Source organism: Klebsiella sp. KP20-425-1 (assembly GCF_025813515.1).
GTDB lineage: Bacteria > Pseudomonadota > Gammaproteobacteria > Enterobacterales > Enterobacteriaceae > Klebsiella > Klebsiella pneumoniae.
Map to the genome: position 1 here is coordinate 4,838,757 of NZ_CP109614.1, position 19,882 is coordinate 4,858,638.

A 19,882-nucleotide genomic window follows, 5' to 3' on the forward strand; every position below is an offset into this window, starting at 1 on the left:
CCCTCCCCCAGGATTTCACTCGCAGGAACGCCGTCAGCAAAACCTGTCCCGGCTCCGTCGCCGGAGGGGTTGCTGTCGCCAGCGTCCGCCGAGTGGATGACGAAAGGGAGACCTCTGGAGACGCTAAGATGAATGAACAACTTTGTCAGCGGATAGAAAATAGTGCGCATTTCAGGGAGTTAGTTGCATCACGGCAACGGTTTGCCGCCATTCTGTCAGTGATTATGTTAGTGATCTATGTGGGCTTTATTTTGCTTATCGCCTTTGCACCCGGCTGGCTCGGCACCCCGCTGCACGCCGGAACCAGCGTCACCCGCGGGATCCCGCTCGGCATTGGCGTGATCGTCATTTCGTTTATCCTGACCGGTATTTATGTCTGGCGAGCTAACGGTGAATTCGACCGTTTGACCAAAAGCGTTCTCAACGAGGTAAAAGCATGATCAAGAGAGTCCTGACGGCGCTCGCCGCCACGCTGCTGCCCCTCGGCGCTCACGCCGCAGACGCTATTACCGGCGCGGTACAGCGCCAGCCGACCAACTGGCAGGCGATTGTCATGTTCCTGATTTTCGTCGCCCTAACGCTGTACATCACCTACTGGGCCTCAAAACGGGTGCGTTCGCGCAGCGATTACTACACCGCCGGCGGCAATATTACCGGCTTCCAGAACGGGCTGGCGATTGCCGGCGACTTTATGTCAGCGGCGTCGTTCCTCGGTATCTCCGCGCTGGTGTATACCTCCGGCTACGATGGGCTGATCTACTCGCTGGGCTTTCTCGTCGGCTGGCCGATTATCCTGTTTCTAATTGCTGAACGTCTGCGCAATCTTGGCCGCTATACTTTTGCCGATGTCGCCTCTTACCGCCTGAAGCAGGGGCCGATCCGCACCCTCTCCGCCTGCGGTTCGCTGGTGGTGGTGGCCCTGTATCTGATTGCCCAGATGGTGGGCGCCGGCAAGCTAATCCAGCTGCTGTTCGGCCTTAATTACCATGTCGCCGTAGTGCTGGTTGGCGTGCTGATGGTGCTCTATGTCCTGTTCGGCGGCATGCTGGCGACTACCTGGGTGCAGATTATTAAAGCGGTTCTGCTGCTGTGCGGCGCCAGCTTTATGGCCTTTATGGTCATGAAGCACGTCGGCTTCAGCTTCAATAACCTGTTTACCGAGGCGATGGCGGTCCACCCGAAAGGGGCGGCGATTATGAGTCCCGGCGGACTGGTGAAAGATCCGATATCCGCGCTCTCTCTGGGTCTGGGTCTGATGTTCGGTACCGCTGGCCTGCCGCATATTCTGATGCGCTTCTTTACCGTGAGCGACGCCAAAGAAGCGCGTAAAAGCGTCTTCTACGCCACCGGTTTTATGGGCTATTTCTATATCCTGACCTTTATCATCGGCTTCGGCGCCATCATGCTGGTCGGCGCGAACCCAGCGTTTAAAGACGCGGCCGGACAGCTTATCGGCGGCAATAACATGGCGGCGGTGCACCTGGCGGATGCGGTTGGCGGCAACCTGTTCCTCGGGTTTATCTCTGCGGTAGCCTTCGCCACTATCCTGGCGGTGGTGGCGGGCCTGACCCTCGCCGGCGCGTCAGCGGTGTCGCACGACCTGTACGCCAACGTCTTCCGCAAGGGCGCGACCGAGCGTCAGGAGCTGAAGGTCTCCAAGATCACCGTGCTGATCCTTGGGGTGGTGGCCATTCTGCTGGGTATTCTGTTTGAAAATCAGAATATTGCTTTCATGGTCGGCCTGGCCTTCTCCATCGCCGCCAGCTGTAACTTCCCGATTATTCTGCTGTCGATGTACTGGTCGAAGCTGACCACCCGCGGCGCGATGGTCGGCGGCTGGCTGGGCCTGCTGACTGCGGTCATTCTGATGATCCTCGGCCCCACCATTTGGGTGCAGATCCTCGGCCATGAGAAAGCGCTGTTCCCGTATGAATATCCGGCGCTGTTCTCCATTGCCATCGCGTTCATTGGCATCTGGGTCTTCTCCGCCACCGATAACTCACCGGAAGGGATGCGCGAGCGCGAGCAGTTCCGCGCCCAGTTTATCCGTTCACAAACCGGGATCGGTATCGAACGCGGCCAGGCGCATTAATCGTCCTCTCCCTTCCCCGGCATCGTTCGGGGAAGGGATTCTCCCCTCAGTTATAAGTAAAGGTGATCACCCCGGTGGCGTTGGCTGTCCCCGCGGTCACCGCGCTCCCCGTCCTGTAATAGTTAGTGGATAAAGCGAGCGTCTGCATGGCCGCTGCGCCTCCGGGGCTGTCGGGATTGGTGAAATAGCTGTAGCTGGCATCCGCGCCGCTGTTGGTCACCGTCGCGCGGCTCGAAGTATAGAGGCTGATATCGGTATTTAACGGCAGTGCTTTGCCATTCAAATTTAACTGCACTCCCACGCCAGTGGCGGCATTCTGTTCCGCCGTGAGGGCCATCACCGTATTGTCAGGGTTATCCCCGCTTGCAGAAGCAGCCGCTACACGCATCGAAACGTTAGTTCCCGGCTCGCAGGAGAGGCTCAGAGACTGCCGCGCGCTACCCACCTTCGTCGCGGTATTAAACTCACTGGCATTGATGCTGCCCATGGAAAAACTGAGATTATTGCTACCGACAATACACCCCATCGGGATTAGCTGGATGCTGGTGGTGCCGCTGATGTGCAGTTGTGAAATAGCGATGGTCCCCTTTTTATCCTTGGCCGATACCGTGGCCACCGGGTCGCTGAACGATAATTGACTCTTGCTGGCGATGGCGCCGCCGGTGGCCACCAGCTGCAGCTGATACGCTGGGGTATAATGAGTCGACGCGAAAGAGTCGAAAAGACCTGTCGGCTTTCCGAGGTAATAATTCACATCCCCGATATAATGCACCTGCGAGTCGGGGCTGAAATCATCGGTGTCATCGCCATATTCACCGCTGATATTGAGCCACACCTTGACGCGGATACCGATCCCCTGCACCGAGGTGGCATAGATATTATCCCCTATCAGTGCCCCGGCATTGTTCGAGGACCAGGCAAAAACCGCGTAGGTGCTCCCCTCACAGTTAAGCAATTCCGTTTGCGAGCGCGTAATCTTCCCCGAGTCATACAGTACCGTCCCTGCGGTATAGCTCCCGGCATTGACCAGGATCTTTTCCGGCAGGTTGGTCATCGAGACATCGCCATAGTTGGTTCCCGTGCAGGCCGCCCAGCTATAGACGGGACACAGTGCCAATATGAGCAATAAGATCAGTTTTTTCATACCCATCCCTGTCGAAACGTTATTTGTAGGCCACATCGAACGTGGCGGTAAACCCGACCATCCCGGACCTTACCTGGCCATAAGGCGAAAACATACGTGCCACCATATTAAAGGTATGGATATCCGCATCATCCCCAAAGGTATAGAGATACTGGTCGCCGGGGCCAAGGGGCTGCTGGTCGGCCATGCTCTGCAGCTGCAAACCGACGCCGCTGGCACCGTTGCTGCCAGTCTGGAAGTTTTTATAGATTGAAGCGTGGGTGCTATCGAAGCTGGTGCCGCTAAACGCGATGGTCACCGCCGACGCATCGGCGGAACAGCTGGAAAAGACCAGCTTAACCGGCACGCTGGCGCCGCTCGCCCCGGCATGTCCGGAGAACGTCTGCGAGGAGACGGTGCCTAAATCGATACTGTTCGACGGCTCCACGGCCACCTCACAGGAAGGCGCTTCGATGGTGCCCGTGACGTTAAAATTGACCGTGCTGCTGCCCTCATAAGCCAGCGCCGGAAGGGAGAGCAGCAAAATGGCCACCAGGAGGCCCCTTGTGCTGCCGTCTCGCATATTCATATCAGCCCCTCTTCCATGTTGAAAACCTGCATCCATTACCGACATTCGGCCTGATAGAACAGAATATCGTCGCCAAGGGCCATGCCGGAGAAGTCATAATGAACGGTGCACTGCTCACTGCTTTTCTCCCCCCAGCGCGCTAACAGCTGGCCTTTTTTCTGCAGCCCCGTTAGATACACCTGCCCCTCATCGCCAACGATATTGCTGCGCGACGCGCTACCGTGATCATTATCGAGGGTCACCAGCGCGCCGAAAGGCACCACGCCATTGCGGGTACGCAGGGTGAGCATCGCCTTATAGCCAATTCGCGTGTCGTACTTCACTTTGACGATCGCATTGCGCGTCGGAACCACCGTTCTGGCGACGTTATCCACTTCAGCGCCAGGTATTTCCTGTTCATCCAGCGCCAGGCTGTTACGATGGTACGGACGGACGTAGGGCACCACCGCATATCCGGCGGCATCCGTCGTCACGTTTGTCTGACCGCGCACTGTCACATCGCTGACGCCAGGCGTTTCGACCAGCGCAGAACTCTCGCCCAGAAAGCGTGATAGCGTGAGTCCGCCCGCATGGGCGACCATGCCCCCGCGCAGCGAATAGTTGTAGTGATTGCTGTAGCGGTCGTAGCCATAGCCGCCAGCCACATCCCCTTTCGAGCCCTGGTAGTTGACGCTGAGGTTGCCGGAGGTGCTTTTATCCTGCGTGTTGTACCCTTCCAGTACGCTCCAGTTCAGGGAACGATCCTCAAACGCCGAGCCGTTGAGCCCCACGCTGTGCGTGGTATCGTTATGCCGACCATGGTTCATGGTGTAATTTGCCGAGAGCGTCTCGCCAAGCGGAATACTTAACGTCAGGGAGACGACCGTATCGCTGGCCGGCCGGTTATTGCTGCTGTCATCGGTGCTTTGCACATTGCGGTTATAGGAATAGTTAATAAAGTAGGAGGCCTTGCCAATCGACCCGCTATAGCCCACGCCCACCGATTCCATACGCGAACTGTCCCAGTAGGTCTCATTGACCAACGAAAGCGAGAGCGAACCATAGCCAAACAGCGTCTGCGACAACGATGCGTCAAACCGGCCTTTCGTTCTGCCGCTCTGCGTACAGCAGTCGCGCTGTGTGGAAGAGTTATCGACAAAGTCCTGAAACGAATAATATCCCGAGGTGGAGTAGCGATAACCGGCCACGGAAAAGCTGGTGCCCGTCTGCAGAAAGCTTTTACTGAAGCGGACGCGATACGATTGCCCTTGCTCTTTACTGGTTGACGAGGCCGTATCGCTGGTTTTCACGTCGGCCCACGACTGAGAGCCATCAAACGACAGCGCACCGATAGTACCGAGGTTAAAGCCAGCGCCTAACAACAGGTTGGTGTATTTATCTTCCGCCTGCTGGAAACCAGTATAAAAAGTGATGTTGCTGGTGGCGCCATAGGCCAGGGAAGACTGAATAAAGTTATATTCTTTATCGTCGGAGCTGCCCGATCGCGTCCTGCCGCTGCTCAGCGCATAGTCCAGCTGGCCCTCACGTTGCAGGATCGCCAGCGACGCGAAAGGCACCACAAAGTTTTGCTCGCTGCCGTCAGACTCTTTAATGTTGACGTACAGGTCGCCGGCGCTGCCGGTGGCGTACAGATCGTTAATTTCAAAGGCGCCGGGAGCGACGGTGGTTTTATAAATGCTGTAACCATTCTGATAAACCGAGACCTCCGCGGTGGTGCGCGCGATCCCTCGAATCGTCGGCGCAAAGCCATGCAGGCTATCCGGCAGCATCTCTTTGTCCGAACTGAGTTGCAGACCGGTAAAACTCAAACTGTCGAAAATGCCGGAAGAGGTATACGTATTACCGACCACCAGCTGGCTGCGTAGGGTGTGAATATCGCGGGCAAGATAGGAGTAAACCGACTCCCAGCGGCTGTTGTTATCGCTGTGGCTATAGGTGCTGTAGTTGCGCAGGCGCCATGGTCCCAGATTCAGCCCAGGCTGCAGGCTGACGAACTGACTGTCGATAGTGGCGCCGTTATGCCGCGGCGCATTACGCTGCCCGGTGACGCTATAGTTGAGAAGACCGGCATTGATCCCCTGTTGCCACTGGCTCTCGGGAATATAGTCTCTGGGGCGATTCAGCATGGCGGCCTGCGGCACGGTAAAATCAATCCGCTGCTGGGCAAGAGATACCGAGAACGTCATCCCGGGGATCGCCGACAGCCGGGCGCAGGTTTCCCCTGCCTCGAACAACTGCGGATAGGCGGTGGTATTAATCAACCATGAATTCAGATACTCCGCGGACAGGCAGGGAGAAGCAGTCGCGCCTGCGTCATGGCTAATTTCCTGAAAAGTCAGCGAGTCTGAACTGACGTACTTATCGTTGATGTAAACATCCAGGTGATAGGTGCCCGGCGGTATGCCATCTTGCGAAAAATAGGATAGATCAACCGAAGCCGCAGGACTCTCGGCGACTTCGAGTAAATTTGGGTTGAAATATTCACCGGCCTCCGCGCGAGAGGGCAGAGTACTTAGGCACAGAATAATAGCGACGCAGATACTTTTAGTTGAAAATAGCAGCTCAACGCTACTGAATGATAGCGGTATATTTCTTCCCTGACATACCATAATCATTAATCACGCTCCATGTGATCTCTTTTTTTCCTGTCGCCGACAGGCTACTCTGCACGGGTATTTTTAAGGTGGAAAACGGGGCAGCAAACCATGCGCCAGAAATATTTTTACCGTTAAGGCTAATCTGTGAGAAATTCATATACAGCGGTGAGTTATTTTTTACCGTCACCGACGTCCCCTCTTTCCCCCACTGTAATTTTTCAGCGTACGCTTCCGGTGTATTACCTTTTAACGCAGCGGGTCGATAAATCAATTTTATTTTCGAATTAATCGCAAACTGTACGACATTTTTATCAGGTACATATTCTGTTGCCGGGATCCCTTTAATATTGAGCCAAAACATCGACTCGCGATCGTCGGGTAATTTCTTTCCTGATCGAACTACGCGGACAAATCCTTTCTCCCCGGCTTTGAGACGAAACAGCGGCGGCGTAATAATAAATGCGTCTTTGGCGGGTGAGGCTGCATCAACCACCGAGAGCCAGGACTGAACGATATTGCTGTTCTGATCTTTATTCTCAACCGTTATTACAGCGTTATTTTTCGTACCATCAAAAACCAGACGCGTACCGCCAACGACCACGCTGGCCTGCGCGAAGGAAGAAGACAGCAATAAACCGATCGCAAAAAAAGGATATCTCATATGTTTAATTTAAGGGGAATAGCAGGCGATTCCCCTTTCTCCATTCAACAAGAAGCCGAATTAATGATAGGTCACGTTATAAGTCACGGTTGTCTGAACGGTACCTTTCGTCGGATCGGCATCACCCGATTTCACCATTTTAACGGTGAACGGAATGGTTGCTGCACCCGAAGAGATATCAACATCAGAACCCTCTTCGTTATTCTTCATCACATTGCCCGCTTCGTCGAAAAGGGCCACAGCGACGCCGGTTGCCGGCTCATCAGTTGCCTGGTTTTTAAAATAATCGCTGTTCGCGGTATCGGAAACACCGCCAAAAGTGACGCGGGCGATACTGTTGCCACCTTCTTCCGCGGTCGGGCAATCAGCTAAGCTAAAGGAGAAGTTCTTGGCAGCGCCGAAGGTATACGCTTTCAGATCCGCCACTGAGGTGGTGCCCATATCAATAGCCGTTACACCGCCATCAATGGTCGCCGTACAGGTGGTATCGGAAACAATACCATTAAAGGTAATGGTGTTATCAGCCTGCGCAACGGTAGACAGCGCGCTGCAGGCAGAGAAAATCAGGGCACCCGCCAGAAATTTTTTACTCATATTCATATTTATTCCCATATCCATTATAAACGACAATCAGTCCGTCAATTGCTTTATGCAGCGATATTAGAGAATGAAATTCAAGCAGCGCGGCGTCATGCATGTATTTACATGACATATGGTTTATGACAATTAATATTATTCATAAATAAACGACCAGCATTTGAATCCATTCAATAATACAAGCTCGCGTAAAAATAATAACTAGCATGAGGTAAGAACTCAATTATTAATGTAAAAATTGATTTTTTTGCGACATAACATCGCAACGCATGAGTGGCCATACTCAAAACCATAAAAATCAAATAGTTATAAAGTTATAAAATTCGCAAAGATAATTGGATATTTATATAATATTTACCCCATAATTAAATACGGGCATGCAGAGAAATATTTAGTTACAAAGTCAGTGCTGATATAAGAATTGGCTTAATCTTTTATGATGAACCGTTAAATGCATCAATAACAAAAACAGGGAATAGCCGATAGCTATTCCTCTCCTCAATATTTATTAACATTCACTCTGGCGATAATGTTAAAACAGCAGCCAGCGGACGACCGGCGCAGCCAGCACCACCACTACGCCTGACAGCATCATCACCAGGCTGGCCACCACGCCCTCCTGCTGGCCCAGCTCATACGAGCGCGCCGTTCCCGCACCATGGGAAGCCGCGCCGAACCCGGCTCCTTTCGCCATCCCTTCCCGGATAGCAAGACGTAAAAACAGCATATCTCCCACCGCCATGCCAAACACGCCGGTGATCACCACAAACAGCGCCACCAGATCGGGTTGACCGCCGAGCGGTTTCGCCGCCGCCAGCGCAAAGGGCGTGGTCACCGAGCGCACCGCCAGGCTACGCTGAATTTCATCAGACAACATAAACCCGCGCGCCAGCCATACGGAACTGGTGACAGCCACCACTACCGCCGTCACCACCCCGGCGCTGAGCGACATCCAGTGGCGTTTAATCACCGCGACATTTTCATACACCGGAACGGCAAAGGCGATGGTCGCCGGGCCCAGCAGCCACAGCAGCCAGTGGGTCTCTCCCATATAGCTCTGATAAGAGATGTGGCCTACCACCAGAATCAGCACCAGCAGGATCGGCGTGAACACCAGCGGCATCAGAGGGAGTTTATGAAAACGGCGATACAGTTTTTTGTTGGCGTAATAGAGGACCAGCGTCGCCACCAGGCACAGGATACTCAGCACGGCATCGCTCATTTTTTTAACCTGCCCACTTCGTAACGATAGACCTTGTCAACGACCCAGGCGGTGGCGCCGAGCACCATCAGCGTGCTTAAGGCAATCACCAGAAAAATCCGCCAACCATCGACCATCAACAGCTGGGCGTAGTTCACCACCGCGACCACCGCCGGGACGAAAAACAGCAGCATCTCCGCCAGCAGCCAGCGGGCGCCGGCGCGCACCCAGCTTACCGGTATCACCCGGCAGACGATCAGCAGCAGGAGCATCACCATGCCGACCAGGTTAGCCGGCAGCGGTACCTGCCACCTGTTCACCAGATATTGTGCGAAGATGAATAACCCGACGTAGAGAAGTACCTGTACCGGGATCTGAAGTCGTTGCGCCACGGCGGGGGCAACGCGAGCTGGCGCGAAGGCCATGTGCGATAGTCCTGAAAAAAAGAAGTCAGGCGAGCAGTATAGAGAGCCGCCGAAGCGGACAGAAATGAATTAAAATCATCGCAGGTATAGTCTCAGGGAATAATTATGGATATCCGAACGCTGCGCTATTTCGTTGAAGTGGTTCGTCAGCAGAGTTTTACTCGCGCGGCGGAAAAGCTGTTTGTCACACAGCCCACCATCAGCAAGATGCTCAAGAATCTCGAAGATGAGCTGAACTGCACGCTGTTGATCCGCGACGGCCGCAAACTACTGCTCACCGATACCGGGCGCGTCGTTTTTGAACGCGGCCAGGCGATCTTGGGCGAGTTCAGCCAGCTGGAGTCAGAGCTGAGCGATATCAACCACCTGCATAAAGGGGTGCTGCGGCTTGGCATTCCGCCGATGGTCGGGATGCTGATGGCCGAGCCGATCAGTCGCTTCCGCCAGCGCTATCCGGGCGTCGAGCTGAAGATCGCCGAGTTTGGCGGCCTGACGGTCCAGCAGGCGGTCAGCAATGGCGAACTTGATATGGCGATGACCGCCCTGCCTGTCGAGGAGGATAGCAGCCTCACCATTCTGCCGTTGTTCAATCACCCGCTGTGCGTCCTGACGCCAAGGACCGCGGAGTGGGAAGGTAAAACCTCGCTCTCGCCGGCCGAGCTGGCGTCGCATCCGCTGGTTATCTACAACGAGGAATTTGCCCTTAGCCAGCAGCTGATGCGGCTGTTTGCCGAGCATGACGTGAAGCCACGTATCGCGGTGCGCAGCGGCCAGTGGGATTTTCTCGCCGCCATGGTGCAGGCGGGCATTGGCGTAGCGATCCTGCCGGAACCGATTTGCCAGCGTCTCGACCGGCAGAATTTTTGCTGGATCCCGTTGCAAAGCGAGCTGCGCTGGGAGCTGGGGATGATTTGGCGGGAAGGCGTATATATGTCGCGCAGCGCTGAGGCCTGGCTGGCGTGCAGCAAAGCGTTCTGGCTGGAATAATTCCCTGGTGACAACGCGTTCCGCAAGGGAAGGGGTAGCCCGGGTCAGGCGCTTGCGCCGCTGCCCGGGTTTCCCCCGGTCGCGCTAACGCTTACCGGGGCTACACATTTACTGCAGTCTCGCCAGTAGTCCGAATAAGCGTCGCGCTATCCGGATTACAGGTTATTGATCTTCGATTAACAGCGCTTCCAGCAGGTCGAGATCGTGGAGCAGCTTCTGCAGCGTCTCGTTACTGATCTGCCGGGTGGCGCGCAGATGATACAGCTCGCCGCGCTCAGAGCGCAGCGCCGCCAGGCGGAAGCGGCGTTCCAGACTCTCTTCGAGCATAGAGGTTTCCACGTCGTTACGCCCATCGGCGCGCCGGCGCAGGTTACCGATCACCCGCGAACTGACTTCGGTCAGCAGCTGGGTATCGATATTCTCTTTGGTATCCGCCGCCAGACGCTCTTCCATCTTCTGGATCGCCACAATCGCCACGTCAGCCGTTGCTGCGCGCGCCAGACGCTCCTCTTTCCGCTGCTGCACATTATCGCTCGATTCAATGTGACGTAGCAGGATCGGCAGCGCAATCACCCCGACGAACAGCGAGAACAGGATCACCCCGGCGGCGAGGAAAATCAGCTCATAGCGCGCCGGAAAGACATTCCCGTCAGGCAGCAGCAGAGGAATGGAGAGCACACCGGCGAGGGTAATCGCCCCGCGCACCCCGGCAACGGAGGAGATCAGCAGCTCGCGCGTAGTCCAGGAGCCAAACTCCATCGGCTTCTTCTTCAGGAAGCGCTGACTGAGCTTACGCATCGACCACAGCCAGCCAAAACGCACCAGCATCAGCGCGGCATAGATCAGGATAATGTCGGTAAACAGCATCCAGGTCTCAACGTTGGGGTCGGCCTCCGCCGCTACCAGCGAACTGGAGAGGATATCCGGCAGTTGCAGGCCCAACAACAGGAAGACCATGCCGTTGAAGACAAACTCCAACATTGCCCAGGTGCTGTTGGCGCGCAGGCGCATGGCCAAGGGCGCGGTGCGCATCACGCCGGAACGGGTGATGGTCATCCCCGCCGCTACCGCCGCCAGGATGCCGGAGACACCGATATGTTCGGCAATCAGATAGGAGGCAAACGGCAGCAGGAACAGCAGGACAATCTGCGTGGCGGGTTCATCCCCGCCCCAGCGGCTGAGGAAGCGCATCGAGCGGCCATACGACCAGCTCACCACAAACCCGGCCAGCACGCCGCCAATCGCCACCTTCAGAAATTCTACGGTGGCGCCGCCAACGGTAAAGACCATGGTGCCCATCGCCACCGCGACGGCAAACTTGAGCGAGACCAGGCCGGAGGCGTCGTTCATTAGCGCCTCCCCCTGCAGAATGCCCATGATTTTCTTCGGTATCCGCCCTTCCCCAACGATGCCCGAAAGCGCCACGGCGTCGGTCGGCGACAGCACGGCCGCCAGCGCGAACGCAGGGATCAGCGGAATGCCCGGCACAATCCAGTAGATCAGAAAGCCGATGCCGACCACCGTCACGACCACCAGCGCTAGCGCCAGGCCGAGGATCTCGCGCCCGTGTTCAATAAATTCGCGGGTTGGCGTTTTCCAGCCGTCGGCGAATAGCAGCGGCGGGATAAACAGTACCAGAAACAGCTCTGGATCAAATTCAACGTGCAAACCAAAGGTCGGCCACGCCAGAAGCGCGCCAATGGCGATTTGCATCAGTGGAAGTGGAACCTGAAAGGGCAGTACGCGCGTCACTACCCCGGAGAGTGAGACCACAAGGGTCATGATGAGGATGGTAAAGAATATTTCCATGTGTTCCCTGTTTGCTGCGTTTTCTTTTATACCTGTAAGGCGTCGTGCCTGTGAATCATACGCTACCCAGATTAACGCAAATGGAAACAGGATGTGGCTTAAAAATAAAACGGGCGGCCTGAGCCGCCCGTGAGGAGCACGAAGGGTTTAAATCGCCCAGCCGCCGGCGTAGAACACCACCAGCGCCACAGCGATAATCACCGTGCCGAGGTTCAGTTTGCGCCACTCGCCGGAGACCAGACGGCCAATAACCAGGGTCGCGAAACCGATCATGATGCCCGTCACGATGTTACAGGTCAGCACGATAAACACCGCGGTGATCAGGCCAGCCATCGCGTCAACAAAGTCATTGAAATCGATTTTCGCCACGTTGCTCAGCATCAGCAGGCCAACGTACATCAGCGCCGGCGCGGTCGCGTAGGCCGGCACCAGATAAGAGAGCGGGGAGAGGAACAGGATCAGCAGGAACAGGACACCGACCGTCACCGCGGTCAGACCGGTTTTACCACCGGCCGCGGTACCCGCCGCCGATTCGATATAAACCGCCGCCGGCGCCGCCCCGACTAAACCGGAGAAGACGCTGCTCAGGGAGTCGGTGGTCAGCGCTTTACCGCCGTTGATGATCTGTCCGTCCTTATCCAGCAGGTTCGCCTGGCCAGCCACCGCGCGGATGGTACCGGTGGCGTCAAAGACCGCCGTCATCACCAGCGCCAGCACGCTTGGCAGCACGACCGGGTTGAGCGCGCCGACGATATCCAGGCTGCCGATCAGGGAATTACCCTGGCCATCGCTCAGGGATGGCATAGCGAAAATGCCGGAGAAATGGACGTTGGGATCGAAAATCAGGCCGACAATCGACACGCCGATAATGGTCAGCAGAATGCCGCCCGGCACCTTCATTTTTTCCAGACCAATGATCACCGCGAGGCCAATCAGCGACATCACCACCGGGAAACTGTCAAAGTTGCCCAACGCCACCGGCAAACCGTCCAGCGGGTTTTTGATCACCAGACCAACGCCGTTGGCGGCGATCAGCAGCAGGAACAGGCCAATGCCGATCCCGGTACCGTGCGCCACGCCCTGTGGCAGGTTACGCAAGATCCAGCTGCGGATGCCGGTTGCCGAGATCACCGTAAACAGGACCCCCATCAGGAATACTGCGCCGAGGGCTACCGGAATACTGATCTGCTGCCCCAGCACCAGGCTGAAGGCGGTGAAGGCGGTCAACGAGATAGCGCAACCGATCGCCATCGGCAGATTCGCCCATAATCCCATCGCCAGCGAGCCAACGCCCGCTACCAGACAGGTCGAGACAAACACCGCGGCCGGCGGGAAGCCCGCTTTACCGAGCATGCCCGGCACCACGATGACGGAGTACACCATCGCCAGAAAGGTAGTAAGACCTGCAACAATCTCCTGACGCACGGTGCTGCCGCGCGCCGAAATTTTAAACCAGGCGTCCAATGAACCGCCGGTACGCGCTGAAGGCGTAGACATAGAAAACTTCCCCTGAAAATTTTTATCGTTCGTTGATATGCGTGGTGGACCGTCCACTGCCAGTTAAACGCGATCTCCATGTACCGAATCGCAGCGCCAGGGGGGCCGCAAAAAAGCAAACGTTTAACTCCGCGCATACACTACGGTGGTCAACCTTATCGCCTCCCCCGGACAGCAGAAAAAAGGGGGAGCGAAACAGAAAGGCAAACGATTATCCGGCCTTTAGATAACCCTTTTCAACCGATGTTTATCGTATTTCGCTAAATTTCGCTTATGACGAACAGAAAATGACCAGCCGATGCGCAAACGTTATCGTCTATGCGCAATCCGCTAACAATTTTTTAGTGAGTTGCTTTCATTTATCGACGTCATCGGATCCGCTGATACCTCAGGCACCGGGTAAGGTGAAGGGACCGCCGCGCTCGATGGCCCGCTGCCAGGCCGGACGCTGCTCCACCCGCTGTCGCCAGGCCTCAATATGGACAAGGTCATGCACGCCACCGCGCGCCAACAGCGCCATCACCGGGAAGCTCATCTGGATATCGGCCATACTCAGACGCTCGCCGGCAAACCATGGCCGCGTGGCAAGATGGTCGTCAATAAACCGCGCATGGGTGGCCAGCTGGGGATCCAGCCACGCTTTCTGAATGCCCTTGCCCAGCAGGGCGCCCAGCGAGCGGACGCCAAAGGGCACAGGGGGTTTGCCAAGGCTGGCGAACACCAGCTTCATTAACAGCAGCGGCATCAGCGAGCCTTCGGCATAGTGCAGCCAGAAGCGGTACTGCAGTTTGTCGTCAATTCCCTGCGGCTTCAACAACCCGCCGCTGTCCCAGGTTTCCTGCAAATACTCGAGGATCGCCCCGGACTCCGCCAGCACATAGCCGTTGTCTTCCAGTACCGGTGATTTGCCCAACGGATGGATTTTTTTTAGCGCCGCCGGCGCCAGCATCGTTTTCTCCCGCTGATAGCGGACTATCTGATAAGGCAGCTGCAGCTCTTCCAGTGCCCACAGTACGCGTTGCGATCGTGATTGATTAAGATGATGTACCGTCAGCATGAGCCTCTCCCGTAGTTTGTTCAAATTAACTATAGGAACAGGCGCTCATTGCCGGGAAAATTTCAGCAAAATAGTGAGGAAAAAGCGACGGCAGATGCCATAGTTAAAGTGTCGACGCAAACCGGAACCTCCATCAACAGATTGCGCAATACTGAGGGACGTCGACGTCGGGGGAAACCCTCTCGCGAACCAGCGAGATAATGCGAAAGACCAAGACCGGAAAACAACTAAAGCGCCCAGTTGTGGCGCTTTAGTTTTATCACTCGTCTTCCAGCAGCCGGGCGCCGGTTCCCTCTTCCCCCAGTTTATCGCCCGGGTTGCGCAGCGGGCAGTCGCGTCGCGATAAACAGCCGCAGCCGATACAGCCGTCGAGCTGGTCGCGTAGCGCCGTCAGGGTATGAATGCGCCGATCCAGCTCCTCACGCCACTGCGATGACAGCATCTTCCACTCTTTTGCGCTGAGATTGTGCCCTTCCGGCAGCACGCCAAACGCGTCGCCGATAGTGGCCAGCGGGATGCCAATACGTTGCGCAATTTTGATAATCGCCACCGCGCGCAGAACGTCACGCCGGTAGCGCCGCTGATTGCCGGCATTCCGCTGACTGTGGATCAATCCTTTACTCTCATAAAAATGGAGGGCCGAGACCGCCACGCCGGTTCGTTTTGCCACTTCTCCAGGCGTCAACAGCATTTTGATGCGGGGTGATTTCTTTTCCATAAAGCGCTTTACCTCAAGTTAACTTGAGGAATTATACTCGCCTGCAGACAAAACGACGAATCGAGAATTGAGAGAGGCCGCTTTATGTCCCATCAGGATATTATTCAAACTTTGATTGAATGGATTGATGAACATATCGATCAACCACTTAACATTGATATAGTCGCCAGAAAGTCAGGATACTCGAAGTGGTACCTGCAGCGGATGTTCCGTACCGTGATGCATCAGACGCTGGGGGACTATATTCGCCAGCGCCGCCTGCTGCTGGCGGCGGAAGCGTTGCGAACCACCCAGCGGCCGATCTTTGATATCGCCATGGATCTGGGCTACGTCTCGCAGCAAACCTTCTCCCGGGTGTTCCGCCGCGAGTTTGACCGCACTCCCAGCGACTATCGCCATCAGATCTCCGCGTGACGCGGCGGCTGAGGCACGTTCGCGGGCGCGGGAGCATTGGCTAACCACTGCATAAACTCCCGCGCCGGCATCGCTTTCGCAAACAGCCAGCCCTGGCAATACTGTACGCCGCGCTTGTAGAGCCAGCTTACCTGCTCCGGCGTCTCCACGCCTTCTGCAATCGTCTTTAACCGCAACCCGCGCGCCATCTCGATGATATGCTCAGCAATCAGGTGGCTGGTGTTGTTGGTGGTGAGCGTATCGACGAAGGTTTTATCGATTTTGAGGATATCGACGTTCAGCGCGTGCAGATTATGCAGATTCGAGTAGCCGGTGCCGAAATCGTCGATGGCAATTTCATAGCCTGCTTCGCGGAACGCCTGGATCACCGGCGTGGTCTTCGGTACGTCGATAAACCCGCGCTCGGTCACTTCGATTTTGATTTGTCCGATACAGACCGCGTAGCTGTGCGCTTTCTCACTGATCTGTGAAATCAGCCGCGCCGAATGGAAATCCGACGCAGAGAGATTGATGGCTATATACAACTGTGGATGGCTGGCCAGAAACTCACCCATTTCATAAAACAGTTCATCCACCACGTAGTCCGTGACCTGGGCAATCATGCCTTCATTCTCCGCCAGCGGAATAAACTCCGCCGGGTTCATCACCGGACCGTCAAACCCAGGCCAGCGCAGCAGCGCTTCCGCCCCAACGCAGCGGTTATTTTTAATATCGATAATCGGCTGGTAGTGCAGGCGCAGCTGGCGGCAGCTCAGAGCCCGCTGCAGCATATTGCGCGGCGAGTGATACTGTCGGCGGGTGCGCGACCACACCAGCACCAGTAAAATACTGCAAATTATCCCCAGCGGCAGCGTCAGACTGGCCTGGTCACAAAAGTTGTGATAGTAGCTGGCCCGCGAGGTGGACATAATGACGGCGATGGGGCGAATAGCGGAGCGGGCGATCGTATACACCCGGCCATTCTGATTAAAAAAGGTATCGCCTTCGCGAATTAACGCATGGAGTTCCGCGGGCTCGACATTGTTACTTACCGAGAAAAAGAGGTTGGTTTTGGTATCGAAAACGCCATAGGCTAAATCGCGGTCGCTGGCGATCACCGAGCTGTACGAGAAGGGATTAACCACCACAACATAGGGCCCCTTCTGCATATAATTCATGGCAAAGCCCGGATAAAACGGCGTGTCCCGGTAATAGTAAATCGCGACATCCGGCTTTTTGGTGTAATTAGCCGCCGGCATCCGCCAGCCGGTTTGCTGATGAACGGACGTTGAACAGATAAAGCGCTGGCCGTTAGCGTAGATCAGATCTTCCACATACAGCAGGCCGCGCACAATATGCAGTAAATAACGCTGGTGATCCGCTGAACACAACTCACCGCGATACTGGCTGGCTTTAGCCCGAGCCTGATCCGCTTCCCGGATGACCATTTCCGTTTTTTGCAGCGCCAGCTGCGAAAATGAGTGTAATTGATCAATGGTTTCGGCTTTAGCCCGCAGCTGGGCAAACCACAATGCCAGCACCACTGGCAATAAAATAACCAAACCTGTTCCGATGACTCTTAGCGCCTTATGCGGCGCACTGTCACCCATTTACGCTTACATCCATGCGATATGCCTTAATTAAGGTAGCCCGAACACGTTAGCAATCGCGATTGCGATAGACATCAGCTGACATCCGACAGCCCTCACGAGCGTCAGTTTTACCTCTGATGGTGATGAATAATACTTATTTATCAGGTATTCGGAAGATATTCCGGCAAGATTAAGAATAGACGCGCATCTGACTCGGTTTCTCCGTGTAATAAACAAGAACAGGTAATAAAACCCGCAGAATAATAATCATTAGGCAGTGAATGAAAATATGCTTCCCGGGGTTGCTCACCAATATCCACACAAATTTCATAGTTATTAAACGCAGCAAAAGCTCATTTTTTGACTGGTGAATAAAGCGCCAAGTGTGATATAGTTCACACAAGTTGATGAAACAGAAATGGCGTTTCATCACTCTCTAGTACGCCAGTTGAGACCAGAGCGCTATGCCATCGTCAGTCGCGCCAGGTCGTCCATGGCTCCCGACTTTCTTTGAGGATAGGTTAATGGCTTCCATTACTACCAGTGTCGTATTATTGCGCTGGCCCCTGGTGAGCGCGGTACTGATGTTTCTCGCCAGCTCACTGAATATTCAGCTTCGCAAAAGCGATTACGCCGGTCTGGCGGTGATCTGCAGCTGCCTCGGCCTGGCCGCCGCCTGCTGGTTCGCCACCGGTTTGCTCGGTATCACCCTGCTCGATATTGCCAAAATCTGGGGCAATATCAAAGATGTGATGATTGAAGTCATGAGTCAGACACCGCCAGAATGGCCAATGATGATGACCTGAGGTTAAAAAGCTTCCCGACGGGAAGCTTTTTCGTTTTCTGCAGCCCTTATTTCCCTAATTTCGCCATCATCTCCGGACGCATAAATTTATGGATCACCACCATAAAGAGCAGCGATGGGACCAGCAAAATCAGCGCGGTAATCGACGAGACCTGATAGTTACCCGACATGCTGGCGTTATAGAGCAGCAGCGGCAGCGTGGTGATATCCGGCGCCCCGACGAAGAAAGTGCCGGTAAACTCATCCAGCGACTCCAGAAAAACAAAGATGCTGGCGGCAACGATCCCCGGCGCCGCCTGCGGCAGCACAATGTGCCAGAAGGTATACACCGGCCCGGCGCCCAGGTTACGCGACGCCCGCGCCAGCAGCGGGTCGATGGCTGAAAACGCGGCCACACAGATCCACACCGAGTACATCAGACCGTGGACGCTATGCACCAGCACCACCCCTGCGATACTGCCGTTCAATCCCCACTGATAAAACAATCTGGCAACATTCATGTATACCGTCAGGTTAGGAAAGGCCTGCGGGATAAGAAATAGCAGCATGAACAGCATCCGTAATGGCATTTTCCGCCGGGAAAGCGCATAGCCGGCGGGTACGGAAATCAGCAAACAGACCCCCACCGATAACAGAGCGATCAGCACGCTGGTTAACAGCGAGCTGGAGACATCGCTGTATGGATTGAAAACCTGATACCAGTACTTCAGCCCCCACCGGCTGGGCAGCGAATGGGGAAAATACCAGCTTTCCGCTACGGTCCAGATCAACAGGTTCAGCAGCGGACCAAACATCGCCAGCAGCATAAACAGCAGCAGCAGAGTCTGCAGCACCGGACTGGCGCGCACTTTACGGCGCCCTTTCACCCACCATGCCGGGGTTGATACGAGGGCCAGCGCTTTCATGATTCACCGCCTTTTTGCTGCAGGCTGTGGCGCAGGTAAAACCACGACAGCGCGCCGCAGATCGCCAGCGACACCACGCCAAGCGCATTCGCCACCGCGTAATCACCATAGGAATTGACGCGAAACGCCATATCCACGGTTAGCATCGTCGGGGTCCCCACGCCGATCATCAACGGTACCGACAGCACCGACATCATGGTCACCGTCGACAGCACCAGCGCCACGCCGATAGTCGGCAGGACCTGCGGCAGCATGATATCGAACAGGATCCGCGGCCGGGAGGCGCCAAGATTACGTGCAGCAAGGATCTGCGACGACTCCAGCGCCGCCATCGCCCCGCAGATCAGCAGCGTGGCAAAGGCCAGTTGCTTCCAGACAAAGGTGATCACTATCCCTTTCCATCCCAGCCAGGAGAGCGTCTCCAGCGGCGTGACCAGGTCGGCCGCCACCAGCGCATTGTTCATCAGGCCATTTTTGGCGAGAAAAGTGCGCATCATCTGGGCAACAACGATAAAAGGAATAAACAGCGGCAGGCGATACAAAAAACCCAGCAGACGCACAACGGGTCGGCAGGGTGACAGCGCAATCACTGCCGACAGGGTAATGGCGAGCAGCGCTAACAGCGCCACCGAGATCAGCACAATAAGCAGCGAAAAGAGCACATCGCTGGCGTAGAGCGCATAGACCTTGCGGAAGTGATCGAGGGTGAACGGCTGTCCCGGCGCGGTAAACGCCGAGACCAGCGAAAACCCCAGCGGATACAAAAACAGGATCGCGATCATCAGCGCCGCTGGGGCAACCAGCAGCAGATATTTTAATGAACTGGACATAATA

The 19,882-nt window shown here is 55.6% G+C and carries 19 protein-coding genes; 5 read left to right on the forward strand and 14 right to left on the reverse strand.

Annotated elements, in window-relative coordinates; translation table 11 throughout:
• Window positions 1-128: 128 nt before the first annotated feature.
• A complete protein-coding gene (locus OHJ17_RS23635; protein ID WP_004177812.1) occupies window positions 129-440 on the forward strand; it encodes a DUF485 domain-containing protein in 312 nt (103 codons plus the stop codon).
• Entirely contained in the window at window positions 440-2,092 is a 1,653-nt protein-coding gene (gene actP, locus OHJ17_RS23640; protein ID WP_024623073.1) for a cation/acetate symporter ActP, read from the forward strand. The genes OHJ17_RS23635 and actP overlap by 1 nt, the downstream gene beginning before the upstream one ends.
• 46 nt (window positions 2,093-2,138) lie before the next feature.
• On the opposite strand, the gene OHJ17_RS23645 is transcribed toward actP, so the two are convergent.
• From OHJ17_RS23645 to OHJ17_RS23675, 7 genes are all read right to left on the reverse strand, one after another.
• Entirely contained in the window at window positions 2,139-3,236 is a 1,098-nt protein-coding gene (locus OHJ17_RS23645; RefSeq protein ID WP_002885139.1) for a type 1 fimbrial protein, read from the reverse strand.
• A 19-nt stretch (window positions 3,237-3,255) separates the two neighbouring features.
• Entirely contained in the window at window positions 3,256-3,804 is a 549-nt protein-coding gene (locus tag OHJ17_RS23650) for a fimbrial protein (RefSeq protein ID WP_004151734.1), read from the reverse strand.
• 35 nt (window positions 3,805-3,839) lie between these two features.
• A complete protein-coding gene (locus tag OHJ17_RS23655; protein ID WP_023288133.1) occupies window positions 3,840-6,419 on the reverse strand; it encodes a fimbria/pilus outer membrane usher protein in 2,580 nt (859 codons plus the stop codon).
• Complete coding sequence (locus tag OHJ17_RS23660) at window positions 6,373-7,062, reverse strand: fimbrial assembly chaperone (protein WP_021314568.1); 690 nt, start codon at window positions 7,060-7,062, stop codon at window positions 6,373-6,375. Before OHJ17_RS23660 ends, OHJ17_RS23655 begins: the two co-directional genes overlap by 47 nt.
• 60 nt (window positions 7,063-7,122) lie before the next feature.
• Window positions 7,123-7,680 (reverse strand): fimbrial protein, encoded by a 558-nt coding sequence (locus OHJ17_RS23665; protein ID WP_072196985.1) that lies wholly within the window; start codon window positions 7,678-7,680, stop codon window positions 7,123-7,125.
• Between the two features lie 511 nt (window positions 7,681-8,191).
• Complete coding sequence (locus tag OHJ17_RS23670; protein WP_002885088.1) at window positions 8,192-8,881, reverse strand: LrgB family protein; 690 nt, start codon at window positions 8,879-8,881, stop codon at window positions 8,192-8,194.
• Window positions 8,878-9,285, reverse strand: a complete 408-nt coding sequence (locus OHJ17_RS23675) for a CidA/LrgA family protein (protein ID WP_002885086.1) — start codon at window positions 9,283-9,285, stop codon at window positions 8,878-8,880. The genes OHJ17_RS23670 and OHJ17_RS23675 overlap by 4 nt, the downstream gene beginning before the upstream one ends.
• Window positions 9,286-9,390: 105 nt before the next feature.
• On the opposite strand from OHJ17_RS23675, the gene OHJ17_RS23680 reads away from it, so the two are divergent.
• Window positions 9,391-10,272, forward strand: coding sequence for a LysR family transcriptional regulator (locus OHJ17_RS23680; RefSeq protein WP_004177821.1), 882 nt, complete (start codon window positions 9,391-9,393; stop codon window positions 10,270-10,272).
• Window positions 10,273-10,434: 162 nt separating this feature from the next.
• Here the strand turns inward: OHJ17_RS23680 and OHJ17_RS23685 are convergent, their stop codons facing one another.
• The 4 genes from OHJ17_RS23685 to soxR all read right to left on the reverse strand — a co-directional run bounded on the left by OHJ17_RS23685 (window position 10,435) and on the right by soxR (window position 15,353).
• Window positions 10,435-12,081: a Na+/H+ antiporter gene (locus OHJ17_RS23685; protein WP_002885082.1), complete on the reverse strand. Its 1,647-nt coding sequence runs from the start codon at window positions 12,079-12,081 to the stop codon at window positions 10,435-10,437.
• A gap of 147 nt (window positions 12,082-12,228) precedes the next feature.
• Window positions 12,229-13,578 (reverse strand): NCS2 family permease, encoded by a 1,350-nt coding sequence (locus tag OHJ17_RS23690; protein WP_002885079.1) that lies wholly within the window; start codon window positions 13,576-13,578, stop codon window positions 12,229-12,231.
• Between the two features lie 388 nt (window positions 13,579-13,966).
• Window positions 13,967-14,635: a glutathione S-transferase family protein gene (locus OHJ17_RS23695; RefSeq protein ID WP_032433766.1), complete on the reverse strand. Its 669-nt coding sequence runs from the start codon at window positions 14,633-14,635 to the stop codon at window positions 13,967-13,969.
• A gap of 259 nt (window positions 14,636-14,894) precedes the next feature.
• A complete protein-coding gene (soxR, locus tag OHJ17_RS23700; RefSeq protein WP_002885077.1) occupies window positions 14,895-15,353 on the reverse strand; it encodes a redox-sensitive transcriptional activator SoxR in 459 nt (152 codons plus the stop codon).
• 84 nt (window positions 15,354-15,437) lie between these two features.
• On the opposite strand from soxR, the gene soxS reads away from it, so the two are divergent.
• Window positions 15,438-15,767: a superoxide response transcriptional regulator SoxS gene (soxS, locus tag OHJ17_RS23705; protein WP_004151738.1), complete on the forward strand. Its 330-nt coding sequence runs from the start codon at window positions 15,438-15,440 to the stop codon at window positions 15,765-15,767.
• Here the strand turns inward: soxS and OHJ17_RS23710 are convergent.
• Entirely contained in the window at window positions 15,752-17,356 is a 1,605-nt protein-coding gene (locus OHJ17_RS23710) for an EAL domain-containing protein (protein WP_023283136.1), read from the reverse strand. The two genes, soxS and OHJ17_RS23710, sit on opposite strands and share 16 nt — an antisense overlap.
• Window positions 17,357-17,862: 506 nt before the next feature.
• On the opposite strand from OHJ17_RS23710, the gene OHJ17_RS23715 reads away from it, so the two are divergent.
• The gene (locus OHJ17_RS23715) at window positions 17,863-18,144 is read left to right on the forward strand and encodes a YjcB family protein (protein WP_002885064.1); all 282 of its coding nucleotides are present in this window, start codon (window positions 17,863-17,865) and stop codon (window positions 18,142-18,144) included.
• Between the two features lie 46 nt (window positions 18,145-18,190).
• On the opposite strand, the gene OHJ17_RS23720 is transcribed toward OHJ17_RS23715, so the two are convergent.
• Entirely contained in the window at window positions 18,191-19,048 is an 858-nt protein-coding gene (locus OHJ17_RS23720) for an ABC transporter permease (RefSeq protein WP_020802409.1), read from the reverse strand.
• On the reverse strand, window positions 19,045-19,878 hold the full coding sequence (locus OHJ17_RS23725; RefSeq protein WP_004177833.1) for an ABC transporter permease: 834 nt from the start codon (window positions 19,876-19,878) through the stop codon (window positions 19,045-19,047). The genes OHJ17_RS23720 and OHJ17_RS23725 overlap by 4 nt, the downstream gene beginning before the upstream one ends.
• Window positions 19,879-19,882 lie beyond the last annotated feature (4 nt).